Genomic DNA, 22,609 nt, shown 5'->3' on the forward strand with positions numbered 1-22,609 from the left:
CTTTGCTTAATAGCGGTTCCCAGGCTACCGACTAATAGTTAGCTGATTGGATAACTATAAAAAGCAATAACAGTTAGGTCAATGGATAACTTACTAGTGGCGCAAAAGAGTAAGAGAATTGACCTCTATCTGCTCAAAGTGAAGCGCAACGACATAACAACTATGATCGGCAATGTCATAATGGGGTGCGATATGTGAACCGATCACGCCCTTTATTTCTTTAACAGAAGATCAAGTAGCCGGCTATTGGGATGGAGGGATGACCTACAGCCTTGTAATGTGGCACCCTGTATCTTTATCGTACTCAATCATCCTGTCCTTCAGCGCCAAGTGCTTCGACAAAGCTCGCCATTCGTGCCATTCGGCCTTCCCACTGGGCCGTCTGTTTATTAATCCAAGTTTCTGCAGCTGTCAGTTGCTTCGGCTTGATCTCGCAGGTTCGTACGCGGCCAATTTTCTTGGATCGGATCAAACCCGCATCCTCCAGCACACCAATGTGCTTCATGAATGAAGGTAGTGCCATTTCAAACGGTTTAGCGAGCTCGGTGATCGATGCCGGTCCGCTGGTCAGGTGCTGAATGACAGCGCGGCGCGTTGGATCTGCTAAGGCTTGGAAGACTGTATTCAGATTTTCGTGATTGTTACCCATTCGACTAAGTATATAGGTGTAAAATCGTTAGGCAATGGCCGCAGTTTGGTAATGCCCGTTAAAATCACCCTAATAAAAGTGCTTCATCCCATCCCTATACCAGCCGTTATTTGGATGCACCGTTGTGGAAATAGAATTACTGCAGGAAAAAGCTGACATACCGATAGCAACCCGGATCACCTTATCGATCAAGGCAATGAAAACTTTTCAGGTTCATCAGTGAAAAGCTTATGGCCAGTATGTTCAAGCCTGCCAGTCAGTCATCAAGAGGACCTATGCCTTGTTTGGCCAGTTCTGCTATGCCGGCTTTCATGGCTTCTAGCGCTTCCTTAGGATGGCCCTGCCATTCCTTCACCTCGCCGATAACGCGTAAAGGTTTATGAGACCGGAATGACTTTGTAGGGTTACCGGGAAACCTTTTATTGGTCACATTGGGGTCGTCTTCGATTGGACCCGTCGCCTCGACGATGTAAATCCGTTCTGGCCCGTCACCCAGCGCTAGTTCTGCTCCCCAAACCGCAGCATCAAGTGTTCGCGCGAGGTAAATATGGCCGAGCGCCTTTTTGCCGAAATTCGGATTACCTCCCGGCATAAGCATATCTCCCATTTCGAGGTCCGCGCGCGTTCCGTGATAGTAAGTCCATTCACGGACTTCCGATTTAACTCGTACCCGCCCTTTCGATCGATGTGACATATAAGGGTGGCGTGGTGCACTCTCAACTAAAAGCTCGGTCGCATCCTCTATATCACCTTCCGTCTCCACGATATACACTTTCGGTGGTCCATTGCCTTCGGCGAGTTCTGCGGCCCATATGGCTGCATCCAAATTGGGCGACATGTAGGTATGCAAGGTCTCAACATTGTCACCTGCTATGCCAAATGGGCCGCCGGGCGTGACAACATCTCCTGGGCTGAGATTTTTTCGGGAGCCGTGGTAAAACTCCTTCATGCCAGAATGAACCGTATGGCTCTCTGATTCGCTGCTTGGCTGTTTATCATTCATGCTTAAGGAACCTCCATGTATTTTGAACTGGTCATGATTGGCCTAAGATCATGAGCCACCAAATTTCGATTACGCCCTGGGCAACCGCTTAAGACATTTGGGAGACTGTAATAATCCTCTCTTCGAGATAAGAGGTTGGTCCTGTTTATGAACGCCTAACCTGACCGGTTTTCCGTCAATCTAGTCATATTTTGAAAATCGTCTTTACCGGCGCTTTCGAGAGCAGCAATATCGGCATTTTTATTTCCATCATGGTTTGTTGGCCACATCCCCTGCTTTCCTGTCGGGCAACGTGAGCTCTTAAATCAGTACTCCCGGGGCAAAATGATTGCCAGGGGCTGAAACACTGATGAGTGCGCTATCTGAGGTACAACTGAGTTGCCATATTGATTATAGTTAGCCTACAGGGTAACTATAGTGGATAACAAAATTAGGTCAACATGTCACTATTTACGGCCGAATATAGGAGGATAAGCCCCAAGTAGCCATGATATCTCTGGAGCGCAGTAAAGATATGTTTTAGTGTTAACAGAAAGCAGGCCCCCCCCTGATAAAAAGAACAAGGTATCATCGTGATCGATTTTTCCTATCAAGCGGATATTCGAACCAAACCTATCTCCTACACGGTCAGGGCAACACCGGAAGCGGTCTTTACTGCCTGGGTTACGCCGAGCATGGTTGAAAAATGGTGGGGCCCCGACGGTTTCACTACGCGCGTGCTCAATCTCACGGCAGAGGTTGGCGGGAATTTTGCTTTTGAGATGACAGCTCCAGACGGCAGCTCTTGCGTAATGTCTGGAGTATATCGTTGCGTCGACAGACCGAAGTTACTGAGCTTTGAGGTCCATGAACATTGCAATCTCAGCTTGCCACATGGCACAGAACCGCAAAAGAATTCGTCATTGGTCGAAGTTGTGTTCAGAAGCAGTGAACTTGGCACTGTCGTTTCGCTTACGCATACACTTCTTAACCCTGACTACGCAGAGTTGGCGGTGGTCAGCTGGGCCCAATCACTTCGAAGTATGGACGCCCAATTTTCCGGATCGGTAAATCTGATCTGAGATGGCAAGGTATATTGATGGCAGTCATGAGTCTGTACACAACTTACCACGCTCACTAATTCTTAGACTAAACGCAAGTCAGCGTACTGCAGTGGTCAGTTTACATAATTGTTCAGCCGTTCTTACTTTCCATCCCTACGGCTGGAATTAAGGTTGGCTGTCTCTCAGCACATTGAAAAGAACTAATAGCTTTGACTTCTTAGTGAGTAGCTAGCATCAGACTCAACTTAATTGCTTTCAAGTATTAGAAAGAGCATTAAAAGCCGGTATTGAAAGGCCAGCACTATAACCACCATCTACATTAATGGCTTGACCATTTATAAATCCACAGTCACTTGCTGCTAAGAAGTGTATAAGCGCTGCGATTTCTTCAGGTTTTGCTATGCGTTGCAAAGGAACCGCGGTTTTTTCCATTGCAAGCTGTTGCTTCCCTCCTCTTGCATGAGCCATTGGTGTATCAACTGAAGTAGGGCATATTGCATTAACTCTAATATTCCTGTCTCCCAATTCGAGCGCTGCCGTTTTGGTAATACCAATGATCGCCGACTTTGAAGCAACATATGGCCCCAAATAAGGTACTCCTGATATTCCGGCAGCTGACGCGATATTAATAATTGCCCCACCTTTTTTCATATATGGCGCGGAATACTTAATACTATAGAAAACCCCTAAAGTATTAACCTTAAAATTCTTCATAAAATAGCTATAACTACTATTGCATAGTGAACCGTAGCCCTCATTAATTCCTGCGCAATTAACTACGATATCAATCCTCCCATGTTTCTTTTCTGTCATTTTCATTAGCTCTTCAACTTGGGGCTCTATAGAAACATCTGTTTGTATATAATGCCCTCCCCCAACCTCCTGCAATACTTCTTCTCCTCTTCTGCGTGCTGCAATAACAATTGTTGCGCCTGCCAAATAAAAACGTTTTGCTGTGCTCAAACCTATCCCAGAGCTTCCTCCCGTAATAACAGCAACTTTATTCTCCAAGCTAAAAAAATTACTCATAATGTTTGGGTCCTACCAAAATAAAATTTCAGACACATTAATCGAGAGCAGCTCGAATATATATGTTCAGCATTATTGATCAAGCAGAAATTCTGAGGTGCCTCTTAATTAAATTCATTTGAAAAATAAGTGGTTGACCTATCATATGCCAATAAGCTTCACGTATTAAACTAAGTGCATTCAAGTCTGGCCCTGTGTGACTTAGCGAATCACCTCAATTGACATAACCCTATAAAGATGATGGCAATATAGGGCTGACTATAAAATTGGTTCACATTAAGAAGCATGTGGCTCTATGCTTTTTGGGAATTTATTGCAATTTTATATTGCGATTCATAATATCTGGTGAGGCTTAATGCCGGACTGAAAAATAAAACGACAACACGAACCACCTATAAATATTAAACATTATTAGAATAATGTGGAGAGGACCTATGAGAAGTTATTTAATATCCATTTTTTGTTTGCTGTTAACGTTACCTCTTTATTTGCCGGCAGATGACGGTAGAAAATATCGTTTGATGGAGGAAATCAATTCCGATCAGGTAGATTTCAAAGATTCTCAGAAAAATAGAAAATCAATAGTAAAAAGAGGAAGGTTTAATGGTGAGTTGCGAAAAATAGTAACTGGTGATGAGTTGGAGGTTCTCATAGATGGTAAGTTATCACGATTTAAAACCAAGAATGTTAATAGGAAAAAAAATAGAATCTCTTTTGCTGCATTTGGTCAGAGGAAAGGGGATTTTGTAACGATTGCCGAGAATAATGGTAATGTTGTAGGGTCTATACAAATGTCCGGAAAGCTATACAAAGTTAGGCCGGGTGAAGGTAATACTACAGATATCATAGAGGTGCCTACCGCTACCCTGATTGATCACGATATTAATTATTACGAAGATTTCCCCATGGATGTAGGCGAAAGACCTTCAAATATTGATTCTAGCTTGGGGTCTTTGGATTCAGCCGAAAAAATTACTGTTATTGTCGCATATACCAGTAATTTTGAGAGTGACGCTGGTGATGTTGTCGCTTATATGGATCTATTGGAAGAGGAAACAAATATTTCCTTCTTAAATAGTAATGTAAATACATCCGTTGAAATTGTACACTCATACAAAACAAGTTATGAAGGTAGTGGTGACTTTTATGTTGATAGAGATTTTTTCTCTAACTCAGAAAACCCAGAAACATCTGAGTTACTTCGCCTGAGAGAAACATATAAGGCGGACATCATGATGGTATTGACCGGGAATTCTGGTTATTTCTATTGTGGCGTAGCCAGAGAGATTGGTGCAACCGAATCTACAGCTTTAGCCTTAGCCAGAGAAGGATGTGCAGCTGGATACTTCAGCTTTGCACATGAGATTGGCCATCTATTCGGAGCAAGGCATATTATAACACGTGACCCCAGTATGGAGCCTTTTTCATATGGCCACGGATATTGCAACTCTACGCCATCTACATGGAGAACAGTAATGGCTTATGGTTGCCCATCAAATACTGGAGGTCCAAGGATCCAGCAGTGGTCTAATCCAGGTGTATTTATCAATGGTGAAACCACTGGTTCTATTAATGTGGAAGATAATGCCCGGGTTTTAAATGAACGAGCATTAGAAGTTGCTAACTTCAGGGTATCTGAGGCTTCTGAGTAATATCTAAAGCGTTCAAAGTTATTTTCGCGGGTAGTTTGGCAGCTCGGTTTGTATTTTCAATGAGAACTGAGCTGTCATATCCTACCCTCTCCTATCCCACCTGAGCTGGATGGAGATAAGCATCACTCAGAGAAAATTACTGCATATACATTGACCATATCAATCAATTCCAATCGAAAGCAGATTTTAGATAAGATAAAGCCCATTGACCAACGTCATTTCTGATATCACGATTCGAGCTCGGGTCCTTGATGAGAACCACCGGTATCCAAGGGACGGGATAGGCGTATTCGAATCTGTTTCTCAATCTCGATAATTGCAAACAGCGCAACACCTACACTAACGATAAGTATCCCATCCTGTAGAGATACGGCTTCGGTGGAGAAGATGCCTTGCAAAGGCGTGAAGTAGGTGATGGCGAACTGACCTATGGTAACTACGATCACCGCTAACCATATGACCCTGGTTCCGCATACCGCTTTCCATGTTAAGGAAGTACCGTACATATTGCGGATAAAGAAAAGGTGGAATATTTCCATTACCACCAGTGTATTCATTGCCATAGTACGAGCTAGGTCGAGGGAATACTGCCGCTCAATTGCATAGGTGTAGACCCCGAATACGCCGCAAAGAAACAGGATGCTCACCAGTGCGATATGCCATATCAGTACGCCTGTGAGCAGTGGCTGGCTGCGAGGACGAGGTGGGCGGCACATGGTATTTTCTTCGGTCGGCTCGAAAGCGAGGGCAATACCGAGAGTGACCGCAGTGATAAGGTTCACCCACAGAATCTGAATAGGTGTTATCGGCAGCACCATACCAAACATCAGCGCCACAATAATGGTTGAGGCCTCCCCAGCGTTGGTTGGAAGGGTCCAACTGATTACCTTTTTGATATTGTCATAAACCGTACGCCCCTCACGTATGGCGGCGTCAATTGAAGCGAAATTGTCATCGGCCAACACCATTTCCGCAGCTTCCTTGGCTGCCTCGCTCCCTTTTTTGCCCATCGCAATGCCGACTTCGGCACGCTTCAGTGCGGGCGCATCGTTAACACCATCACCGGTCATGGCAACGGTCATTCCGTGGGCCTGCAGGGCAGTTACCAGTCGCAATTTGTGTTCGGGACTGGTGCGGGCAAAGATGTCGACGTTCAACACTTCTGTTCCCAGTACCGTATCGTCGAGATTATCAATATCCACACCGGTCAGCGCATTTTCAGTGTTTTGCAGGCCTATCTGTTGCCCAATAGCTATGGCGGTCGCCTTGTGGTCACCAGTGATCATCTTCACTCGGATACCGGCCCCTTGGCATTCCGCTACTGCCAGAATCGCCTCCTGGCGGGGTGGGTCAATCAAGCCAACCAGGCCGAGAAAGATCAGCGCATTATCCAGGTCAGTTTGTTCCAATACGGTATGTTCAGGTTTTACGGGCTTGGTGGCCAAGGCCAGCACCCGATAGCCTTGTGCTGCAAGTTCGTTTACCCATTCCTGCCAATAAGCCTCATTCAGCGGAGCAGTGCCTCCCTCAGCGGTACGACTGCTTTCACACATCCCCAGAATCTGTTCTGGTGCCCCTTTAACAGCGATTAGCGCATGGTTTTCATGGTTATGGTCCAGGGTGGCCATGAACTTGTGTGCGGAATCAAAGGGAATGATATCTGTGCGAGTCCATTGATGGCGCGCCTCCCCGCCATCCATTCCTGCCTTGGCGGCAAACGCCAGAAGTGCACCCTCCATAGGGTCACCTTCAACAGTCCAGACACCTTCGAGCTTTCTAAGCTCTGCGTCGTTACATAGGGTTGCTACGCGGGCCAACTCGAGCAAAGGCGAAGGGGCTGATATGGAGGTCGGACTATTCTCGTTTGAGATATCCCCTAGTGGCTCATAACCAACGCCTTCTACGGTATACCGGTGCTGAAGCGTGATCACCGATACGATGTTCATCTCGTTGCGTGTAAGGGTTCCGGTTTTATCTGTGCAGATCACCGAAACCGAGCCCAACGTCTCAATGGCTGGAAGACGGCGGACAATGGCATTTCGTCTCGCCATGGCCTGCACGCCAACTGCCAGCGTAATGGTCAATACTGCCGGCAGGCCCGCCGGTATGGCTGCCACCGATAGACTCACGACGGCCATAAACAATTCGGAAAAATCGTGATGTAAAACAAATAGCCCGAAGGCGAAGATGAGCGCGGCAACTGCCAGGATAAAGAATGCGAGCCATTTGGCGAATATTCCCATCTGCTCCACTAATGGGGTTGTCAGGGTTTCGACCCTGGCAAGCATACTGCTGATACGCCCGACTTCAGTTTGGGCTCCGGTCGCTACTACCACGCCCATGCCCTGCCCGCTGGTAACATTGGTACCGCTGTAGGCCAAACAGGTACGATCACCTAGTGCAGTTTCGATGCCAACCGGATTGGTTCGTTTTTCTACGGCAAGAGACTCCCCTGTCAGTATTGCCTCCTGGATCTGCAAACCGTGAGTCTTCAACAGCCGAAGATCCGCTGGTACTTTATCACCAGCTTCAAGTAATACTATGTCGCCGGGAACCAGCTTCTCGCTATCAACGGTATATCTCTGGTTACCACGCAATACCCCAGCCCGCGGTGCCAGCATATGCCGGATAGCATCCATCGCCTTTTCAGCCTTGCCTTCCTGAATAAAGCCGATAATGGCATTGACGACAACCACGGCGAGAATTACCCCGGTATCCACCCAGTGTTGAAGCAGGCTGGTGATAAACGCAGCCCCCAGAAGGACGTAGATCAGTATATTGTCGAAGTGCGAGAAAAAACGTCGCAGCAGCCCCTTCCTCGGTGGTGCTGGCAAGCGATTGGCCCCATAGATTTTGAGCCTTGCGAGTGCTTCACTTTCGCTAATACCTGCTGAAGTCGTCTTCAGTTCGGAAAGGACTTCATTTTGTGGCAACGCATGCCAATTCTTCTCAGGTCTCATCTCGAATCCCTGGTGGATTCCATTTTATCTCCGGCTGAGAATAGCAATAACCTGAAGCCTTCTGGGCTGTGCAACATACAGGGTGCATGAGCTAGAGTTGTCTATCTGCAGATTTAAGGAATTCCATATTTCTCTGCCAGCCGATCAATTTCTGCCTTGGACCTGGAATTATCGGGGCATTTAGCCCGAAACCATGGATTTAAGTCGCTATTTGTGTTTCCAGGTGGCAAGTCTTTAACATTAAAACATCGGTCCCCAACCTCAACAAAAGTGCCTGTAGTCGTTTTATACATGGCTTCTGTGCGTTCAAGCCGCCGAACTCTATTGCGTTGCTGCGCTAACTTTCTCTCTAAAACCGGATCAAAAACTGCGGGTTGGCTTCTGGTTTCAGAGTCGCCAGATGCTTCTAATGTTGGCGTCGGCTTTTCCATACCTAGGTGATCAGGATTCTGCGGCTGATCGATTTGCTTACTGATTGTTGAAGAGGAATCTGCATTGGTTATTGATCCGCCATTGATATTAGGTGTCGAAGGCGCTTCCTCTATTACATTGTTGCCGATTGTTTCCGCGGTATAACCCTTAAGCTCCTGGGATTTTATATGGGAAGGAGGTAGTTCGGTGTCATCCGTTCTGGGTACTTCTATTTTCTTATTCACCGACAAGTTGATTTCAAGCGGAGATGCAATGCCTGGTGACGTATCTGGTGCAATTGACATCGGTATAATGAGCAGCCCTATATGCACAGCAACAGCAATAACCAATGATATAGCCAGTCGCCGGACATTTATTGTTGTCTTGCTATTGCTGCACAAAGAAGCCGTTATGTTTAAATCCATTTACTTCGTGGACCAAATACTCAGTAAATTTGATCAAAATCCTTGTTTCAAAAGGCAACTGATGATCGGTAAGCTTGGAGATAGGACTCTTTAAAGGCTCGAAAGTTCTAACTCTAATTATAAGATTACAATTTGCCTGCCGACAAAACTAATGTTCAACCTTACGTTCAACCACTATTTACTTATTGAGAACCAAAGACTGAGTGATAGAGGGAAGGCTTTCCAGATTAGACTGACGGAGAGTTTTTATTGAAAGCGAAGCTTGGTTATTACTCATATTCTCTTTTTATATATTAATTTTGCGAAATAGTTCTCACGAAAACCTAAAAACCTTCCAGGGTGAGTTAATCTTTTTGCAGACTCTTTTAGATATTATCTCAGTTGTAGGTATCGACTTGTTAAGGCAGTTGTACTTTCGGTCATACAGTATGACATTTCGAATGTTACCGATAGCAAATACCTATAAGCATTTAATAGTCATATGAGACAGCACAGTAAGAGCTGTTTAGAAATTACTAATAAAATAACAGGAATAATAATGAAAAATATCCGCATAATATGGTTGTTTCGACGCTTGCAATCGGTTTGCTTGGCATTAATGGTCAGTACTGTTTTTATGGGTTCGCCACTTGTAGCGGAAACTGATCCGTACACAATGTTGGTGCAGTTCAATCTCTATTACGATTATGAAACTGAACAACGCACCGATGATCATGCTAAATACGCCTTAGAGCTTCAGCGACGTCTTACATACTCAACACCCATTCGCTACACCCAGGTATTGGCGACACATAATAGTTATAACTCTGATGCTTATGGTGCAATCTGGGTCGGTGCAGAACAATCCCTTAGGGTAAAAGATCAGATTGATGTTGGGGCGGAAATTATAGAATTGGATTTACATCAATTCAGTGGTGAACAGGTTTTTTGTCATGGATCATTTTATTGTAACTTCTGGTTCGACCCTCAGCGTGTCCCCATTGCAACAGTACTGGGAGATTTGAGAGACTGGGCCTATAAGCAAGATCAACACGGCACTAATCGAACAGTAATAGTACATATAGAAAATGCAGTATCCTCTGGTGCTCAAACCACTTTTAAAAATCATCTTATCAGCCAAATTGGCCTGGATTATATTTACACACCGGAAGACTATAAAGAGGACTTTCCCAACGGCCTTGAAGTGGCTAATCACAAGCGAACCTCACTTCCTTCCCGTGAGTTATCAAGAGAAAAAATTCGGCAGCATGATGGTCTGAATGGCAAGAAAAGATTCGTATTTTTCTGGACAAAAAATGACAGCGATACCGATGATAATCATGAAACATTCGATGTAGTATTTGATGGCTGGGGCGGATTGAACCGGCACTGGAAAAGTGGCGACGATGATAGCCTGGACAATTGGGATGATGGCATCAACACGGTAGAGCACTACGATGTCAGTGCCACAGATAGCCGGTTTCAAAATAAAGGTCTATGGTCTTGGGGCGAGGGTGAGCCCAATGACCATGGCACAGGTGAGGACTGCGCCGCTATTAGAAGTGATGGGCGCTTCAATGACCGCCGGTGCGACCGAACCAGTGTATTTGCCTGCAAAAGACGTTTAAATGGTGCCTTGCATGCAGACGATCTAAAGGATGATGGTGCCGCAGACTATCCCCTTATGTGGTCACTGACAACAACAAAAGGCGCATGGCCAGATGGAGAGAGTGAGTGTCAGGCGCTGGGCTCCCAATGGCATTTTGACGTGCCGCGCAATATGGTGGAATCCCTAACATTAAAGGATAAGTTAGCGGTTGCTGGTGAAACGGTTGCCTGGATTGCTTACACCGACCAGGATAGCGAGGGTACGTCGGAAGGTGACTTCGTTATAACAACTGTCGACTACTAATAACTTTATGTTCTTCGCCTAACCACCACCATGTGGTTAGGCTCTCTAACCCCTCCCACCTTCTTTCAGCCTCTCCCTTTCTTTCACCCTCATATGCGAGAGAGTTAAGAGGCGAGATATTTGTCGTTATCCTTAAAATTCGCCAGCTAGACTTTATCCAATCAAAATTAAGGACTAGGCACGACTTCTAAGGAACTCATCTATGCGTATTCCCGCTATCTCTCCAGATGATCTTAACGAAGAGCAGATACCTCTCTACGACGACATGAGCGATGAAATGAGTGGCTACTTCTCTGGATTCGTCAAAAAACGTAGGGATGGTGCTCTGCTTGGCCCTTGGGCACCGGCTCTCTACTATCCGCAATTTGGCAAACCCTGGTGGGAAAATATCAAAGCCATTGCCGCTAAACCCAAGCTTCCAAAGTTGGCTCGGGAAGTTGCCATCCTAGCCACCGGCGCTCACTTTAAGGCGGGATATGAACTCTATTCTCACACTGCTATCGGTGAAAGCCTTCACTTGGATTCGGATAAAATTGCCACCATTACTGCAGGGCAGCGTCCCCACGACCTGACCCGGGATGAAGGGATCGCCTACAGCATTGCTACCTCGCTTGCCTCTGGAGGCAGGCTTCCTGAGGCCACCTGGATAATGGCAGTGGACGAATTTGGGGAAGATGGGGCTGCAGAGCTGATCTTCCTGATAGCTGGATATCACCAGTTATCAGCGATTCTAAATGGCTTTGATGTTGCTATTCCCAGTGAAGATACTTAGGTCTTAGCCTCTGGCTGCAACAAAAATTCCACTACTAATCAATAAAGCTCCTGAACCACACTTCAGAGCAGGCGCCTTGTTTGAATTTCCGAATGAGAGCTTTGCCTTGATGGAAAAGTAGGCATAACCTGCCATAACACTGCCCACTGACAATGTTGCTATCGTGAAGATAGCGAAGATATCGGTTGAAGTAACACTGGTCAGGTCGAGAAATGCTGGGAAAAAGCTCGCATAGAAAAGGATAGCCTTCGGGTTGCCCAAGGTTGTTAGCAGGCCTAACAAAAAGCTCGAAAAGATACCGCCACCACTTGATTCTGGTACTTTCTCTTCATTTTTGATGGCCTTCCCTTTACCAGAAGTGAGAATCAGGTTCACTCCGAGCCAGATAAGGAATGCCGCTCCCGCATATTTAATGATGACAAAGAGGCTACCCATGGCCTCGGCCAATGTGCTTAGCCCTAGTAGAGCCAATAGGATAAATAAATAATCGCCTGCAACAATTCCGGCTGCAGCGATCAGGCCCTGACGCAGGCCTAATGTAAGGCTGCGGGATATCACTGCCAACACGCCAGGCCCTGGAATAAGGGCTAGCACCAGCATTGAAGCGAATAAAGCAAAGGAAGCTGAGATAGTCATTGTGCGTTATCAGTTGGCAATTTTCCCTGCCAGCGATTCTAGCGTTTAACAAATCCTCGGCAACTGTTCTCCGGGTAATCGCTGTAACAAACGGTCACAACCCAGGCTGTTCCGCAGTATTACCTGGGCGTAGCCCTCGCCTTCAACACGACCTATGATTTCGCAAGACGTACCCACGTCAGTTTCCCGCAGGGTTGCGATAGCCAATTCGGAAGCGCTTTCGGGAATGATGGCTACAAAGCGCCCTTCATTGGCAACATAAAGTGGATCTAACCCCAGTATTTCACAGGCTCCCTGCACTGCCTCACTAATGGGGATGCTGCTTTCCTCCAATACAAAGCTCCTGTTGGAACTCTCCGCCAATTCAACCAGTGCAGTAGCCAATCCGCCACGAGTAAGATCCCTCAGGCAGTGGATTTCAACCCCGGCCCGCAGCAGTTTGGATACAGCGCCGTTGAGGGGAGCACAATCACTCGCCAGGCTGCTTTCGAATTCAAGGCCTTCGCGGCTGGCCATTATGGAGATTCCATGACGACCAATATCTCCCGAAAGCAGAATCAGATCCCCACTGCGGATACGACTGGGGTCTATAGATTGATTGCTCTCCAGGACGCCGACTCCACTGGTATTGATGTAGATACCGTCACCTTTGCCTCTTTCCACCACTTTGGTATCGCCGGTAACCAGCTTCACTCCGGTTTTACTGGCTGCTTCTGCCATTGATATCAGCACCCTTTCCAGTATTGCCAATGGCAGTCCCTCTTCCAAAATGAGCCCACAGCTGAGGAACTTCGCTTCAGCTCCTCCCATTGCCAGGTCATTTACGGTGCCATACACCGCTAGCTCACCGATGTTGCCGCCGGGGAAAAATAGTGGAGTGATTACAAAGGAATCGGTGGTAAAGACCAACCTATCGGCATCCCAGGGAAGAGTTGCGCTGTCATGGGCTTGCGATACCCAGGAATTATTAAATAATGGCTGGATATAGTTTTTAAGCAGACGCTGCGTCATCTCTCCGCCACTGCCGTGGCCAAGCTTGACGATCTCATCCGTTTTTGTGGGCAACGGACACTGGATGTTCACGGGGTTTTTCCTGTTGGCTGTAGCGATAATAGGCGGAGCAGGCGCCCTCTGAAGAGACCATTGGAGCACCCAGAGGCTGCTCCGGGCGGCACCCCTTTCCAAAGTGGGGGCAATCTTTGGGTTTTTTCTGGCCCAACATAATTTCGCCACTGATACATTGATGACACTCGGCAGTGCTAATGCGTATGAGATCAAATTTTGACTTGGCATCCAGTGCGGCGAACGCATCATTAAACACAAGGCCGCTCTGGGGAATCCAGCCAACACCACGCCATTGCTGCGCTGAAACCTTAAAAACTCTCCTTATCAGTTCCTGTGCTTGCCGGTTGCCAGCTTGCTCTACCGCGCGCAGATATTGGTTTTGTACGCCGTAAGCACCCTGCTCCAGTTGGCTGATGCACATCAGGATTCCCTCAAGGATATCAAGAGGTTCAAATCCGGTAACAACAATGGGGATATGGTGCTTCTGTACGAGTGGCAGGTATCGCTCATAACCGGTGATTGAGCAAACATGGCCCGCTGCGAGAAAAGCCTGCACACGCGATTCTGGTGAGGAGCAAATGGAATCAATTGCTGGTGTAACCAGAAATTGCGACACAAGCATGGAAAAATTATCCAGTGCTTTATGTAGGGCTTGGGAAGCCGCTATCGCATTGGCTGCTGCAGTGGTTTCAAACCCTACCGCGAAAAAGACCACTTCCCTGGATGGATTTTGCTCGGCAATCTGCACTGCTTGTAGTGGTGAGTAGACAATTCTGACATCGCCACCCCGGGCTTTGACTGCAAGCAGATCACTTTCTGAACCCGGCACGCGCAACATGTCTCCAAATGAGCAGAAGATAACTTCAGGTATGGATGCAATGGCAATTGCGCGATCGACCATTTCAAGAGGGGTCACACAAACCGGGCAGCCGGGACCATGAACCAGCTCCAGCTCTTTGGGGAGTAGTTGGTCCAAACGATGTCTGACGATCGCATGGGTCTGGCCACCGCAGACCTCCATTAGCGTCCAGGGCTTTGTGGTGACTTTGCGGATTTCTGTAGCTATTTTCCGAATGTTATCGCTTTGGCGATACTCATCAAGGAATTTCATGGCCTCTCCAGGGTGCCTGACTCGTCCAGAGCATCCAGGTAACGAAACACCCGCTCGGCTTCTGCTTCCTGAATCTGGCTGATAGCGATTCCCACATGGACAATCACGTAGTCACCGACTTGTGCATCGGGCACCAGCGATAAGTTGATTTCCCGTGCTATACCGCCGAATCGTACCTTGCCCATGCGTTCCAGCGGCGAGTTGCCGGTGATTGCTTCTACCAGGCCGGGGACTCCCAGGCACATAGTGCTTAACCTCCCAGTGGTTGGCCGGCAGCGGCCATACAGTGGGCGTAGTACACCTGGCCAAGGGCAATACCTCCGTCATTTGGAGGTACCTGGCTGTGTGAGTGCACCGTAAAGTTGTACCGCTGAAGCAGAGAGGTAACCGTTTCTGTCAGCCGCTTGTTTTGGAAAACCCCACCCGACAAAAAAATTTGCGGCTCAGCAACTTCTCCAGCTACAGACAGGATCATCTGGGCCAAGGTATTGTGAAATGCCACTGCGCGCTGCGGTAAGGATCTTCCTTCATCATAAATTAACGCACTGACACTGGGTGCCCAGTCTAGTTGCCAGCGGTTGCCCCGTTTTTGCAGGTCAAATGGATAGGCATCCCGGCTTTGGATACCGCGAGCCGAGTGCTCCAATGCCTGTGCAGCCTGCCCTTCATAACTGGTATGGCTTCTGAGACCAAGCAGAGCGGCAACAGCATCAAATAAACGGCCGGCACTGCTACATTGTGGGCTGTTAATTTCCCCTTTCAACATAGTGACCAGGTTTTGCCGCTCACCGCGGGAAAAACAACGTTTGATTAAATCGTGCTGCAGGGCCACGAAGCCGGATATTTCGTACAATAGCCCGGCTGCGGACCGTCGTGGTTCACGTACGGCTTTCTCACCACCAGGCAAAGGAAAAGTCCGCAGGCTGGCAATATTTTTGACGTCAGAATCGCCATTCCAGTAAAGGAACTCGCCTCCGCGAACCACACCGTCAATATCATAACCAGTGCCATCCCAACAAATACCAAGTGCGGGGCCACTGTGGTTATGCTCTGCCATACAGGAGAAAAAGTGCGCAATATGATGTTGCACACCGAGTTTTGGGGTTGGCTTACTAAGCGCCCAGCGATGAGAGTTAAAGCCGGGGTGCAAGTCGTGAACCAGGGTATGTGGCTCGCACTGCTGAAAGGCAGTCAGATCCTCGATGGTTTTGTCGAAGCGCTCAACACTGGTGGCGTTCTCCAAGTCACCAATGTGTTGGCTGGAATAGATCCAACCGGAATGAGATAGGGCCACTGTATTTTTTTGATCTGCTCCCAACCCCAGATAAATGGCTGGGTGCTCAGTACTTTCCTGCGTAATTTGTGGGCGCATGAGTGGAAGAGGCGCAAAACCACGGGCTCGGCGCAGCATGACAGGACGATTATCAATCACCCTGAGTACGGAATCATCAAGGTGGCGCAAAATCCCGCGATTATGCATAAGGAAACAATCGGCAATTTTGCCAAGCCGGGTCAGTGCTTCATTATTTTCAGTACAGATTGGCTCATCGGCCAGATTTCCACTGGTAGCAACCAGCGGTGCACCATATGTCTGGACCAAGAGCTGATGCAAAGGCGAAGCAGGAAGCATCACCCCCAATTCTGGGGAATCAGGAGCTACCAGGTTATGTATTCGCTGCCCGGCATCAGCTTTTGCCGCTAGTAGAACAATCGGCCTTTCGGGAGACGTAAGTAAGTCGGCTTCCACTTTGGAAACCTCGCAATCCCGGTGTACGGCTTCCAGTGAAGGATATAAAAGCGCAAAGGGTTTGTGTGGACGCTGTTTCCTTTTACGCAGCTTCTCCAGTGCTGCGCCATCAGCTGCATCTACAAGCAATTGGAAGCCACCAACACCTTTTAACGCAACGATCTGTCCGCTGGATATCTCCGTCACGGCTCGTTCCAGAGCGTGCTCATTTGGAGCCAGCACTTTGCCTGTGCCATCAGATAATTCCAGTTGCGGGCCACATTCCGGGCAGGCATTGGGCTCAGCATGAAAACGGCGATCGGAAGGGTCTGTATATTCTTTGTGGCAACTGTGACAAAGGGGAAATGCAGACATGGTGGTATTGGCCCGATCATAGGGGAGCTTATCGATAATACTGAAGCGTGGGCCGCACAGGGTGCAGTTGATAAACGGATAGTTATAACGCCGGTCGTTGGGGTTTGCCAATTCGGCCAGGCAGTGATTGCACGGCGCTAGATCCGGAAGGATAAGGGTGGACTTTTCTGCATGCTTTGCACTTGCACGTATCTCAAACCCGCTGTCCCCTTTTATAGGAACGAGTTTGGTGAGGACACTAAGGATTTGACTGTGAGGTGGTTTTTCCTCCGGGACCCTGCGCAAAAAATCCGCTATATTCAGGGGATCGCCTTCTACCTCTAGCCGTACGCCACCACTATGGTTGACCACCCAACCATTGAGTTTACATTCCCTGGCCAAGCGATAGATAAATGGACGGAACCCAACCCCCTGCACCAAACCTGTAATTTCTACTTGCTGGCGTTCATTGTCCATCCTTGGCCTCGAACTGAAGATTCTCCAGGATAATGTCCTGGGCCTCGGCATGATGGATATCAGTGAGTACTTCAATTTCCAGGCGCAAACCTTCCAGGGCAGTACCGAAAATTTCCTGCTCGAAGTGCTCGCGAAGGTGTGTTGGTGAAATATGTGCCAGTGCCCCAAGGCGCAACTTAGCCCCAACGACCTTGCCATCTTCATCGGCGGAAAGCTGTTGAATCTTTTCGATCAGGTTCTTAATCAGTGATTGTTCGTGCATTGCTGACCTCCATTGTCAGCCTGTACAAGTTCAGTGATTTGTTGCTCCGCCAGAACTGCCCCCCTCTTTACTTCAGCCGAGAGGCGATTACCGCAGGTAAAGTTCTCTGCGCATATAGCGAAAATCTCCAGCCGTCGGGGCAGTAACCGCACATTCTTTCCCAGCTCTATGGCCTCTTTCAGGTTGAAGCCATGACTGGAGGTATTGCACAAGCTGGGGGCCAGCAAGTCTGCCAATCCATTGGCACGGATTAAATCTCCCTGCTTCCGCCCACTCACTTGAACCGCATCTACCAGACAAACCCGGCGATCTTTCCACTGCCCCAGTAGACCAACCATATCCCCGCCGCTTTCATAGAAATCTGCAGCATGGCCTAGGGATGCTTTTAACTTTTGAAGTAAAAAGGGCCCTACTCCATCATCACTGCGAAAGCGATTGCCCAGGCTGATGAGTAACCAGCGTTCAGAGACTTCCTGGTTGGTCATGTTGCAAATGTAGCTGCAGGAAGTGGGTTGAGCAGGAAATACAGGGGTCATAGTTACGAATGGCGCGCTCACATAAACCTTGTAACTGGTCCTCGGGCAAGTGCATAAACTTTGGCAGCATCAGGCGCAGGTCTTGCTCGATTGTTTTCTGGTTTTGTGAAGTGGGAGCAACAATTTTTGCGTGGGTTATCTTGCCCTGTGCGTTGATGCCGTAGCGGTGGTACAAAAGTCCACGTGGAGCTTCGGTAGCGGCGCAGCCACTGGCCTTCCGTGGTTTGACGGTGAGGTAGGGATGGGCTGGAGGCTGGTAATTCTCGATAATCCGCAGTGCCTCATCGAAGGCATAAAGCACTTCCAGGCAACGCACCACAATGCTCTTGAATGGGTTGGTGCAGGGCGGCCTAAAATCCAGCTCTTCTGCCACTTGCTTGACCCTCGAAGAGAGGCGGGAATAGTTAAGGTTGAAGCGCGCCATTGGCCCGACCAGGTAGGCGCCGCGTTCGATCAGAATACTGTGAAGAGCGGTGCTGTGCGGTACCTGCTCTTCACTAAAATATTGCTCATAGTCACCTGCTGAAATATCCAGTCCTCTACTCGATTGAATGCGACCTTCATTCATCGGGTATTCGTCTGGATTGACTAAGGAAACAAACTCAAACTCCTGGTTGTTTTCCGGGAATGGCAATCTAGCTGACCATCGACACATTTGCTCGGCTAAATCACGAGCGGCCAATAGCTGCTCGCGCAAGCTCTCGAATTGCTCCGGAATAGGTGTTCGATAGAAGCCTCCAACCCGGACATTGATCGGGTGGACCTCCCGCCCTCCAAGCAGTCGCAGCAACGCATTGCCTGCTTTCTTTATCTCGAGAGCTTGGCGGACTATCTCCGGGTGATCCTTGGCCATAGCTACAGCACTGGGGTAACCGAGGAAGTCTGGCGCATGCAGCATACTGACATGCAACATGTGGCTCTCAATCCATTCCCCGCAGTAGAGCAACCGGCGCAGGGTCCTTAGCTCTGGCGTGGGCACCAAGTCCAGAGCATCTTCCATAGCATGTAGGGCACTCATCTGGTAGGCCACTGGGCAGATGCCACATATGCGGGCAGTAATGTCGGGAGCCTCAGTGTAATCACGTCCGCGCAAGAAGGCTTCAAAAAAACGCGGAGGCTCAAAGATCTTCAGCTGAACATCGTGCACTTGATCATCATCGTATCGAATAAAGAGCGCCCCCTCGCCTTCAACCCGCGCAAGATAATCAACTTTGATGGTTTTGCCTTTACCCGACACTCTTCATAAACTCCTTTAAGTAGTACGTTTTTTATTCACTTCCAGACTTTCACCTATTTTCTTAAAAGAACCTGCTAATGCATTGTAATTTCTAATATTTTCAATAATTGTTGCTTTGTCTGTACCCAGTTTTTCTGCCCACCAGTGGCAAAGAGATTCTCCATTAGGGTTTTCTTTTGGGCCATAGCAGGCATAGCAGCCACGGTTATAGCTTGGACATAGCGCGCCACAACCTGCATGGGTGATTGGCCCCATACAGGGGGTACCGTGAGCCACCCAGACACAGACATTGCCTTTCAACTTGCACTCAATACAAACGGAGTGTGCAGAAACCTGCGGTGCCCGTTGATTCAAAAATGCACTGATTACTTCCAACAATTGGAGCTTGTTGATTGGGCAACCCTGTAACTCAAAGTCCACCGGAACATGCGCAGAGATAGGTGTGGAATCTTTCAGGGTTGCTATGTAATCAGGCCGGGCATACACAACGGATGTAAATTCAGTGACATCGGCAAAATTGCGCAGAGATTGGATGCCCCCAGCGGTGGCACAGGCGCCAATAGAAACCAGGAACCTGGATTGCTTTCTGACCTTCTGAATCCTTTGCACATCATCAGGTGTGGTGATTGAGCCCTCCACCAGGGAAATGTCATAGGGTCCCTCCTCCACCTTGCTGGACGCTTCCAGGAAGTAGGCAATCTCCACTTCCTCAGCAAGCAATAGGAGTTCGTCTTCACAGTCAAGCAGACTCAGTTGGCAGCCGTCGCAGGAAGTAAACTTCCATACCGCCAGCTTGGGTTTCCCCTTTTCGGTTGCTATAAGCCGTGGATCTGGAACCATGCGCGGATATCCTGGTAGCAGAATACGGGGCCGTCCTTACAGATAAAGTTTGGCCCCCATTGGCAGTGTCCGCAGAGACCAATGGCGCATTTCATATTACGCTCCATAGAAAGGTAGATAGCAGATTCAGGAACCCCTTTGCGCAGCAGCACCTGAATGCAAAAGCGCATCATAATTTCCGGCCCGCACAGGAAAGCGACCGTATTGGCGCCGTCGATATCAGAAGCCTGTAGAGGATCAGTAATGACGCCAATATGCCCAGGCCAGGCGTTGTCGCCGTGATCAACAGACATCACCACATCCAGCTTTGTTATCCAGTGTGGAATTTCATCTCCATAAAGAAGCTCTGTTGGGCGACGTGCACCGTAGAAAAGCCGGGCCCGACTGGCCTTCAGTTTCCCTTGCCAAGCCCTGTAAACGACAGGTCGCAAAGGTGCCAGGCCCAGGCCACCTGCTATAAGCAGCAGCTCCTTGCCCTCAATGCCCTGTAGTGGCCAACCTCTTCCAAACGGGCCGCGAACTCCCAGTGAATCCCCTTTCTTTAATCGCTCCAGTGCTCGAGTCACAGTCCCTTGTGCCCGAATGGTATGAACCAACAGACCCTCCTCCACTTCCAGACCACTGAATGAAATAGCAGATTCACCAGTACCAAAGGCATAGAGCATATTGAACTGGCCTGGCCCGTAGACCATGGGTGGTGATGCCGGACTTTCTAGATGCAAGGTGAAGGTTCCCGGGTACTCTTCCTGCCTGTGAATCACCTTGTAGACTTCGGGGATCACGGAGTCGTCCCCGGCTTAGGTGGGGTGGAGCCATAGATATCGAGTAATTGAATACGAGCGGACTGCAATCGCTCGGTTGCAATCCGGGCAAAGCGCTTCATCAATTCGAAGCCGAGACGAGGTTCTGTTTCGCACTTTTCCCGCAAGCAGGCGCCACCGAGGCGTATGCTGCGAACTTCCTCCAGAGCACGTGCATCGAAGGCTGAAATGTAAGGTGGAAAGAGCCAGGACCAGCCGAAAATATCACCGCCGTGTAGGGTCAGCAGGCATAAGGCGCCGCGGTTAGGCACAAAGGTTTCTACCGCCACCCGCCCACTGCGGATCAGAAAGAAATGATTGGCCGGCGTATCCTCCTTAGCGAGATGTTCTCCCTCGTGGTAGACGCAGTTTTCCGCACATGAGGCAAGAAACTGCAGATCGCTTTCTGGCAAACCATGAAAGAAAGGGTGTTCATGCAGCAGGTTGGCAATAGTCTTCATGGCTGTTCCAGGTTGCGAATAGTCCTGACTTCCTCTGTCAGGTCGATACCCACCGGACACCAGGTGATACAGCGGCCGCATCCTACACACCCAGAGCTATCAAACTGGTCATGCCAGGTAGCAAGCTTATGTGTCATCCACTGCCGATAGCGTGAGCGCGTGTCTGCGCGCACCGAGCCCCCGGTGATATGGCTGAAGTCCGACGTAAAGCATGAGTCCCAGCGCTCCCAGCGCTCGGCATTTTCTCCGCTGAGGTCTGTAGTATCTTCAACGGTAGAACAGAAACAGGTAGGGCAGGCCATGGTGCAGTTGGCACAGGATAAACACCGTTCTGCCACTTTATCCCAACTGGGGCTCTCAAAATTGCGGTACAGTAACTCCTTTAGATCAGAGCTATCGAAGTGACGCGGTCCCTGTCGCATTTGAGTTTCAGCGCTTTCTATGCCCTTCTGTGCCTGCTGCTTCTCCTCTACCGTGGAGGGCTTGAGTGGTAACTGCGCCAGGATCTGCGCTCCTAACTCGGTACCGCTTTCAATCAAAAAGAAGTGGCGCTTACCCTCCAATACTTCTGTCATCGTTAGATCACTGGTAAGAGTCACGGCAGGACCTGTTTGCATAGCCGTGCAAAAGCATGTGGGAGCCGCAGTGGTACAGTTTACTGCTACGGTAAATAGCCCACTTCTTCTGTCTCGATAATTACTGTTGGGGTAGTCACTCTCTATCAGGACACGATCTTGGATAGCAATGGCGTGTAGCTCACAGCTACGCACGCCGAGGAATGCCAGCTTGGGGACGTCCTCCTTGATTTCGATAATTTGAACTTCTTGTTCCTGACGAGAGGATTTCCAAATGGGTCGATGAGGTAATTGCAGGTATTTTTTCCACGAGTGGGGCCCCACGACATAGCCAAAGTAGGCATTGTCCGTACGGCGCTTTACCCGGTAATGCCCCCCTTCTTGTTCATCAGTCCAACCTTGGGGTAGATCGGCCGACGAGAGAATCTTGCCATAAGTGATGGCCTTATCGACCAATGTAGGACCATACACCTCATATCCATGCTCGAGGATCGCTTGAATTAAGTCATCCAGGTCGGCAGCTTGTAACAGGTGTTCATAGCTATCCATATTTGCTGAATCAATTTGGCCCAGGTTAGCCATGCTGCCAACTCTCATCTTACTCACCACTGAAGCGAATAGCGCTTAGGATTGCAATTGAGAGTAGATTGATAAGGAACTCAGCTGAACAGCTAATTAGGCGGAGAATGCTTTC

20 protein-coding genes and 2 pseudogenes are annotated in these 22,609 nt (G+C 48.6%); 4 read left to right on the forward strand and 18 right to left on the reverse strand.

Annotated features, from left to right (window positions below; translation table 11 throughout):
* Positions 1–304 precede the first annotated feature (304 nt).
* The 3 genes and pseudogenes from ACJJI7_RS17920 to ACJJI7_RS17930 form a co-directional block, all read right to left on the reverse strand.
* Complete coding sequence (locus tag ACJJI7_RS17920) at positions 305–649, reverse strand: ArsR/SmtB family transcription factor (protein WP_020412768.1); 345 nt, start codon at positions 647–649, stop codon at positions 305–307.
* 256 nt (positions 650–905) lie between these two features.
* Positions 906–1,286: pseudogene (gene arr / locus ACJJI7_RS17925) on the reverse strand (NAD(+)--rifampin ADP-ribosyltransferase); the annotation flags it as partial.
* A gap of 15 nt (positions 1,287–1,301) precedes the next feature.
* Positions 1,302–1,652 (reverse strand): annotated as a pseudogene (locus ACJJI7_RS17930) (NAD(+)--rifampin ADP-ribosyltransferase); the annotation flags it as partial.
* A gap of 572 nt (positions 1,653–2,224) precedes the next feature.
* Here ACJJI7_RS17930 and ACJJI7_RS17935 point away from each other — a divergent pair.
* The gene (locus ACJJI7_RS17935; RefSeq protein ID WP_444901582.1) at positions 2,225–2,713 is read left to right on the forward strand and encodes an SRPBCC family protein; all 489 of its coding nucleotides are present in this window, start codon (positions 2,225–2,227) and stop codon (positions 2,711–2,713) included.
* 237 nt (positions 2,714–2,950) lie between these two features.
* Here ACJJI7_RS17935 and ACJJI7_RS17940 read toward each other — a convergent pair whose 3' ends face one another.
* Positions 2,951–3,724, reverse strand: a complete 774-nt coding sequence (locus ACJJI7_RS17940; protein WP_444901581.1) for an SDR family NAD(P)-dependent oxidoreductase — start codon at positions 3,722–3,724, stop codon at positions 2,951–2,953.
* Positions 3,725–4,158: 434 nt separating this feature from the next.
* Between ACJJI7_RS17940 and ACJJI7_RS17945 the strand changes: the two genes are divergently transcribed.
* Entirely contained in the window at positions 4,159–5,376 is a 1,218-nt protein-coding gene (locus ACJJI7_RS17945; RefSeq protein ID WP_169337102.1) for a M12 family metallo-peptidase, read from the forward strand.
* Between the two features lie 227 nt (positions 5,377–5,603).
* Here ACJJI7_RS17945 and ACJJI7_RS17950 read toward each other — a convergent pair whose 3' ends face one another.
* A complete protein-coding gene (locus tag ACJJI7_RS17950; RefSeq protein ID WP_444901580.1) occupies positions 5,604–8,336 on the reverse strand; it encodes a cation-transporting P-type ATPase in 2,733 nt (910 codons plus the stop codon).
* Positions 8,337–8,449: 113 nt separating this feature from the next.
* Positions 8,450–9,172 carry a hypothetical protein gene (locus ACJJI7_RS17955; protein WP_444901579.1) on the reverse strand — a complete coding sequence of 241 codons (723 nt, stop codon included), beginning with the start codon at positions 9,170–9,172 and terminating at the stop codon, positions 8,450–8,452.
* 538 nt (positions 9,173–9,710) lie between these two features.
* On the opposite strand from ACJJI7_RS17955, the gene ACJJI7_RS17960 reads away from it, so the two are divergent.
* The gene (locus ACJJI7_RS17960; protein ID WP_020412777.1) at positions 9,711–11,063 is read left to right on the forward strand and encodes a hypothetical protein; all 1,353 of its coding nucleotides are present in this window, start codon (positions 9,711–9,713) and stop codon (positions 11,061–11,063) included.
* Positions 11,064–11,265: 202 nt separating this feature from the next.
* On the forward strand, positions 11,266–11,835 hold the full coding sequence (locus tag ACJJI7_RS17965) for a carboxymuconolactone decarboxylase family protein (protein ID WP_020412778.1): 570 nt from the start codon (positions 11,266–11,268) through the stop codon (positions 11,833–11,835).
* Between the two features lie 3 nt (positions 11,836–11,838).
* Here the strand turns inward: ACJJI7_RS17965 and ACJJI7_RS17970 are convergent, their stop codons facing one another.
* From ACJJI7_RS17970 to ACJJI7_RS18025, 12 genes are read right to left on the reverse strand one after another with little or no spacing between them, the layout of a single operon-like run.
* Positions 11,839–12,471, reverse strand: a complete 633-nt coding sequence (locus ACJJI7_RS17970) for a LysE family translocator (protein WP_020412779.1) — start codon at positions 12,469–12,471, stop codon at positions 11,839–11,841.
* Positions 12,472–12,516: 45 nt separating this feature from the next.
* A complete protein-coding gene (gene hypE / locus ACJJI7_RS17975) occupies positions 12,517–13,554 on the reverse strand; it encodes a hydrogenase expression/formation protein HypE (RefSeq protein ID WP_026305020.1) in 1,038 nt (345 codons plus the stop codon).
* Positions 13,517–14,647: a hydrogenase formation protein HypD gene (hypD, locus tag ACJJI7_RS17980; protein ID WP_444901578.1), complete on the reverse strand. Its 1,131-nt coding sequence runs from the start codon at positions 14,645–14,647 to the stop codon at positions 13,517–13,519. Before hypD ends, hypE begins: the two co-directional genes overlap by 38 nt.
* Positions 14,644–14,892, reverse strand: coding sequence for a HypC/HybG/HupF family hydrogenase formation chaperone (locus ACJJI7_RS17985; RefSeq protein ID WP_020412782.1), 249 nt, complete (start codon positions 14,890–14,892; stop codon positions 14,644–14,646). Before ACJJI7_RS17985 ends, hypD begins: the two co-directional genes overlap by 4 nt.
* Positions 14,893–14,897: 5 nt before the next feature.
* Positions 14,898–17,204: a carbamoyltransferase HypF gene (gene hypF, locus ACJJI7_RS17990; protein ID WP_444901577.1), complete on the reverse strand. Its 2,307-nt coding sequence runs from the start codon at positions 17,202–17,204 to the stop codon at positions 14,898–14,900.
* Positions 17,194–17,466 (reverse strand): hydrogenase/urease maturation nickel metallochaperone HypA, encoded by a 273-nt coding sequence (locus ACJJI7_RS17995; RefSeq protein ID WP_282953498.1) that lies wholly within the window; start codon positions 17,464–17,466, stop codon positions 17,194–17,196. The genes hypF and ACJJI7_RS17995 overlap by 11 nt, the downstream gene beginning before the upstream one ends.
* A complete protein-coding gene (locus ACJJI7_RS18000; RefSeq protein ID WP_444901576.1) occupies positions 17,448–17,951 on the reverse strand; it encodes a hydrogenase maturation protease in 504 nt (167 codons plus the stop codon). Before ACJJI7_RS18000 ends, ACJJI7_RS17995 begins: the two co-directional genes overlap by 19 nt.
* Positions 17,929–19,239, reverse strand: a complete 1,311-nt coding sequence (locus ACJJI7_RS18005) for a Ni/Fe hydrogenase subunit alpha (protein WP_444901575.1) — start codon at positions 19,237–19,239, stop codon at positions 17,929–17,931. Before ACJJI7_RS18005 ends, ACJJI7_RS18000 begins: the two co-directional genes overlap by 23 nt.
* A 15-nt stretch (positions 19,240–19,254) precedes the next feature.
* Positions 19,255–20,079 (reverse strand): NADH-quinone oxidoreductase subunit B family protein, encoded by an 825-nt coding sequence (locus tag ACJJI7_RS18010; protein ID WP_020412787.1) that lies wholly within the window; start codon positions 20,077–20,079, stop codon positions 19,255–19,257.
* The gene (locus ACJJI7_RS18015) at positions 20,055–20,861 is read right to left on the reverse strand and encodes an FAD/NAD(P)-binding protein (protein ID WP_040628575.1); all 807 of its coding nucleotides are present in this window, start codon (positions 20,859–20,861) and stop codon (positions 20,055–20,057) included. Before ACJJI7_RS18015 ends, ACJJI7_RS18010 begins: the two co-directional genes overlap by 25 nt.
* Positions 20,858–21,340, reverse strand: a complete 483-nt coding sequence (locus tag ACJJI7_RS18020) for a cyclic nucleotide-binding domain-containing protein (RefSeq protein WP_444901574.1) — start codon at positions 21,338–21,340, stop codon at positions 20,858–20,860. Before ACJJI7_RS18020 ends, ACJJI7_RS18015 begins: the two co-directional genes overlap by 4 nt.
* Positions 21,337–22,512 carry a 4Fe-4S dicluster domain-containing protein gene (locus tag ACJJI7_RS18025; protein ID WP_020412790.1) on the reverse strand — a complete coding sequence of 392 codons (1,176 nt, stop codon included), beginning with the start codon at positions 22,510–22,512 and terminating at the stop codon, positions 21,337–21,339. Before ACJJI7_RS18025 ends, ACJJI7_RS18020 begins: the two co-directional genes overlap by 4 nt.
* Positions 22,513–22,609: the final 97 nt, after the last annotated feature.

Source organism: Microbulbifer variabilis (assembly GCF_056232115.1).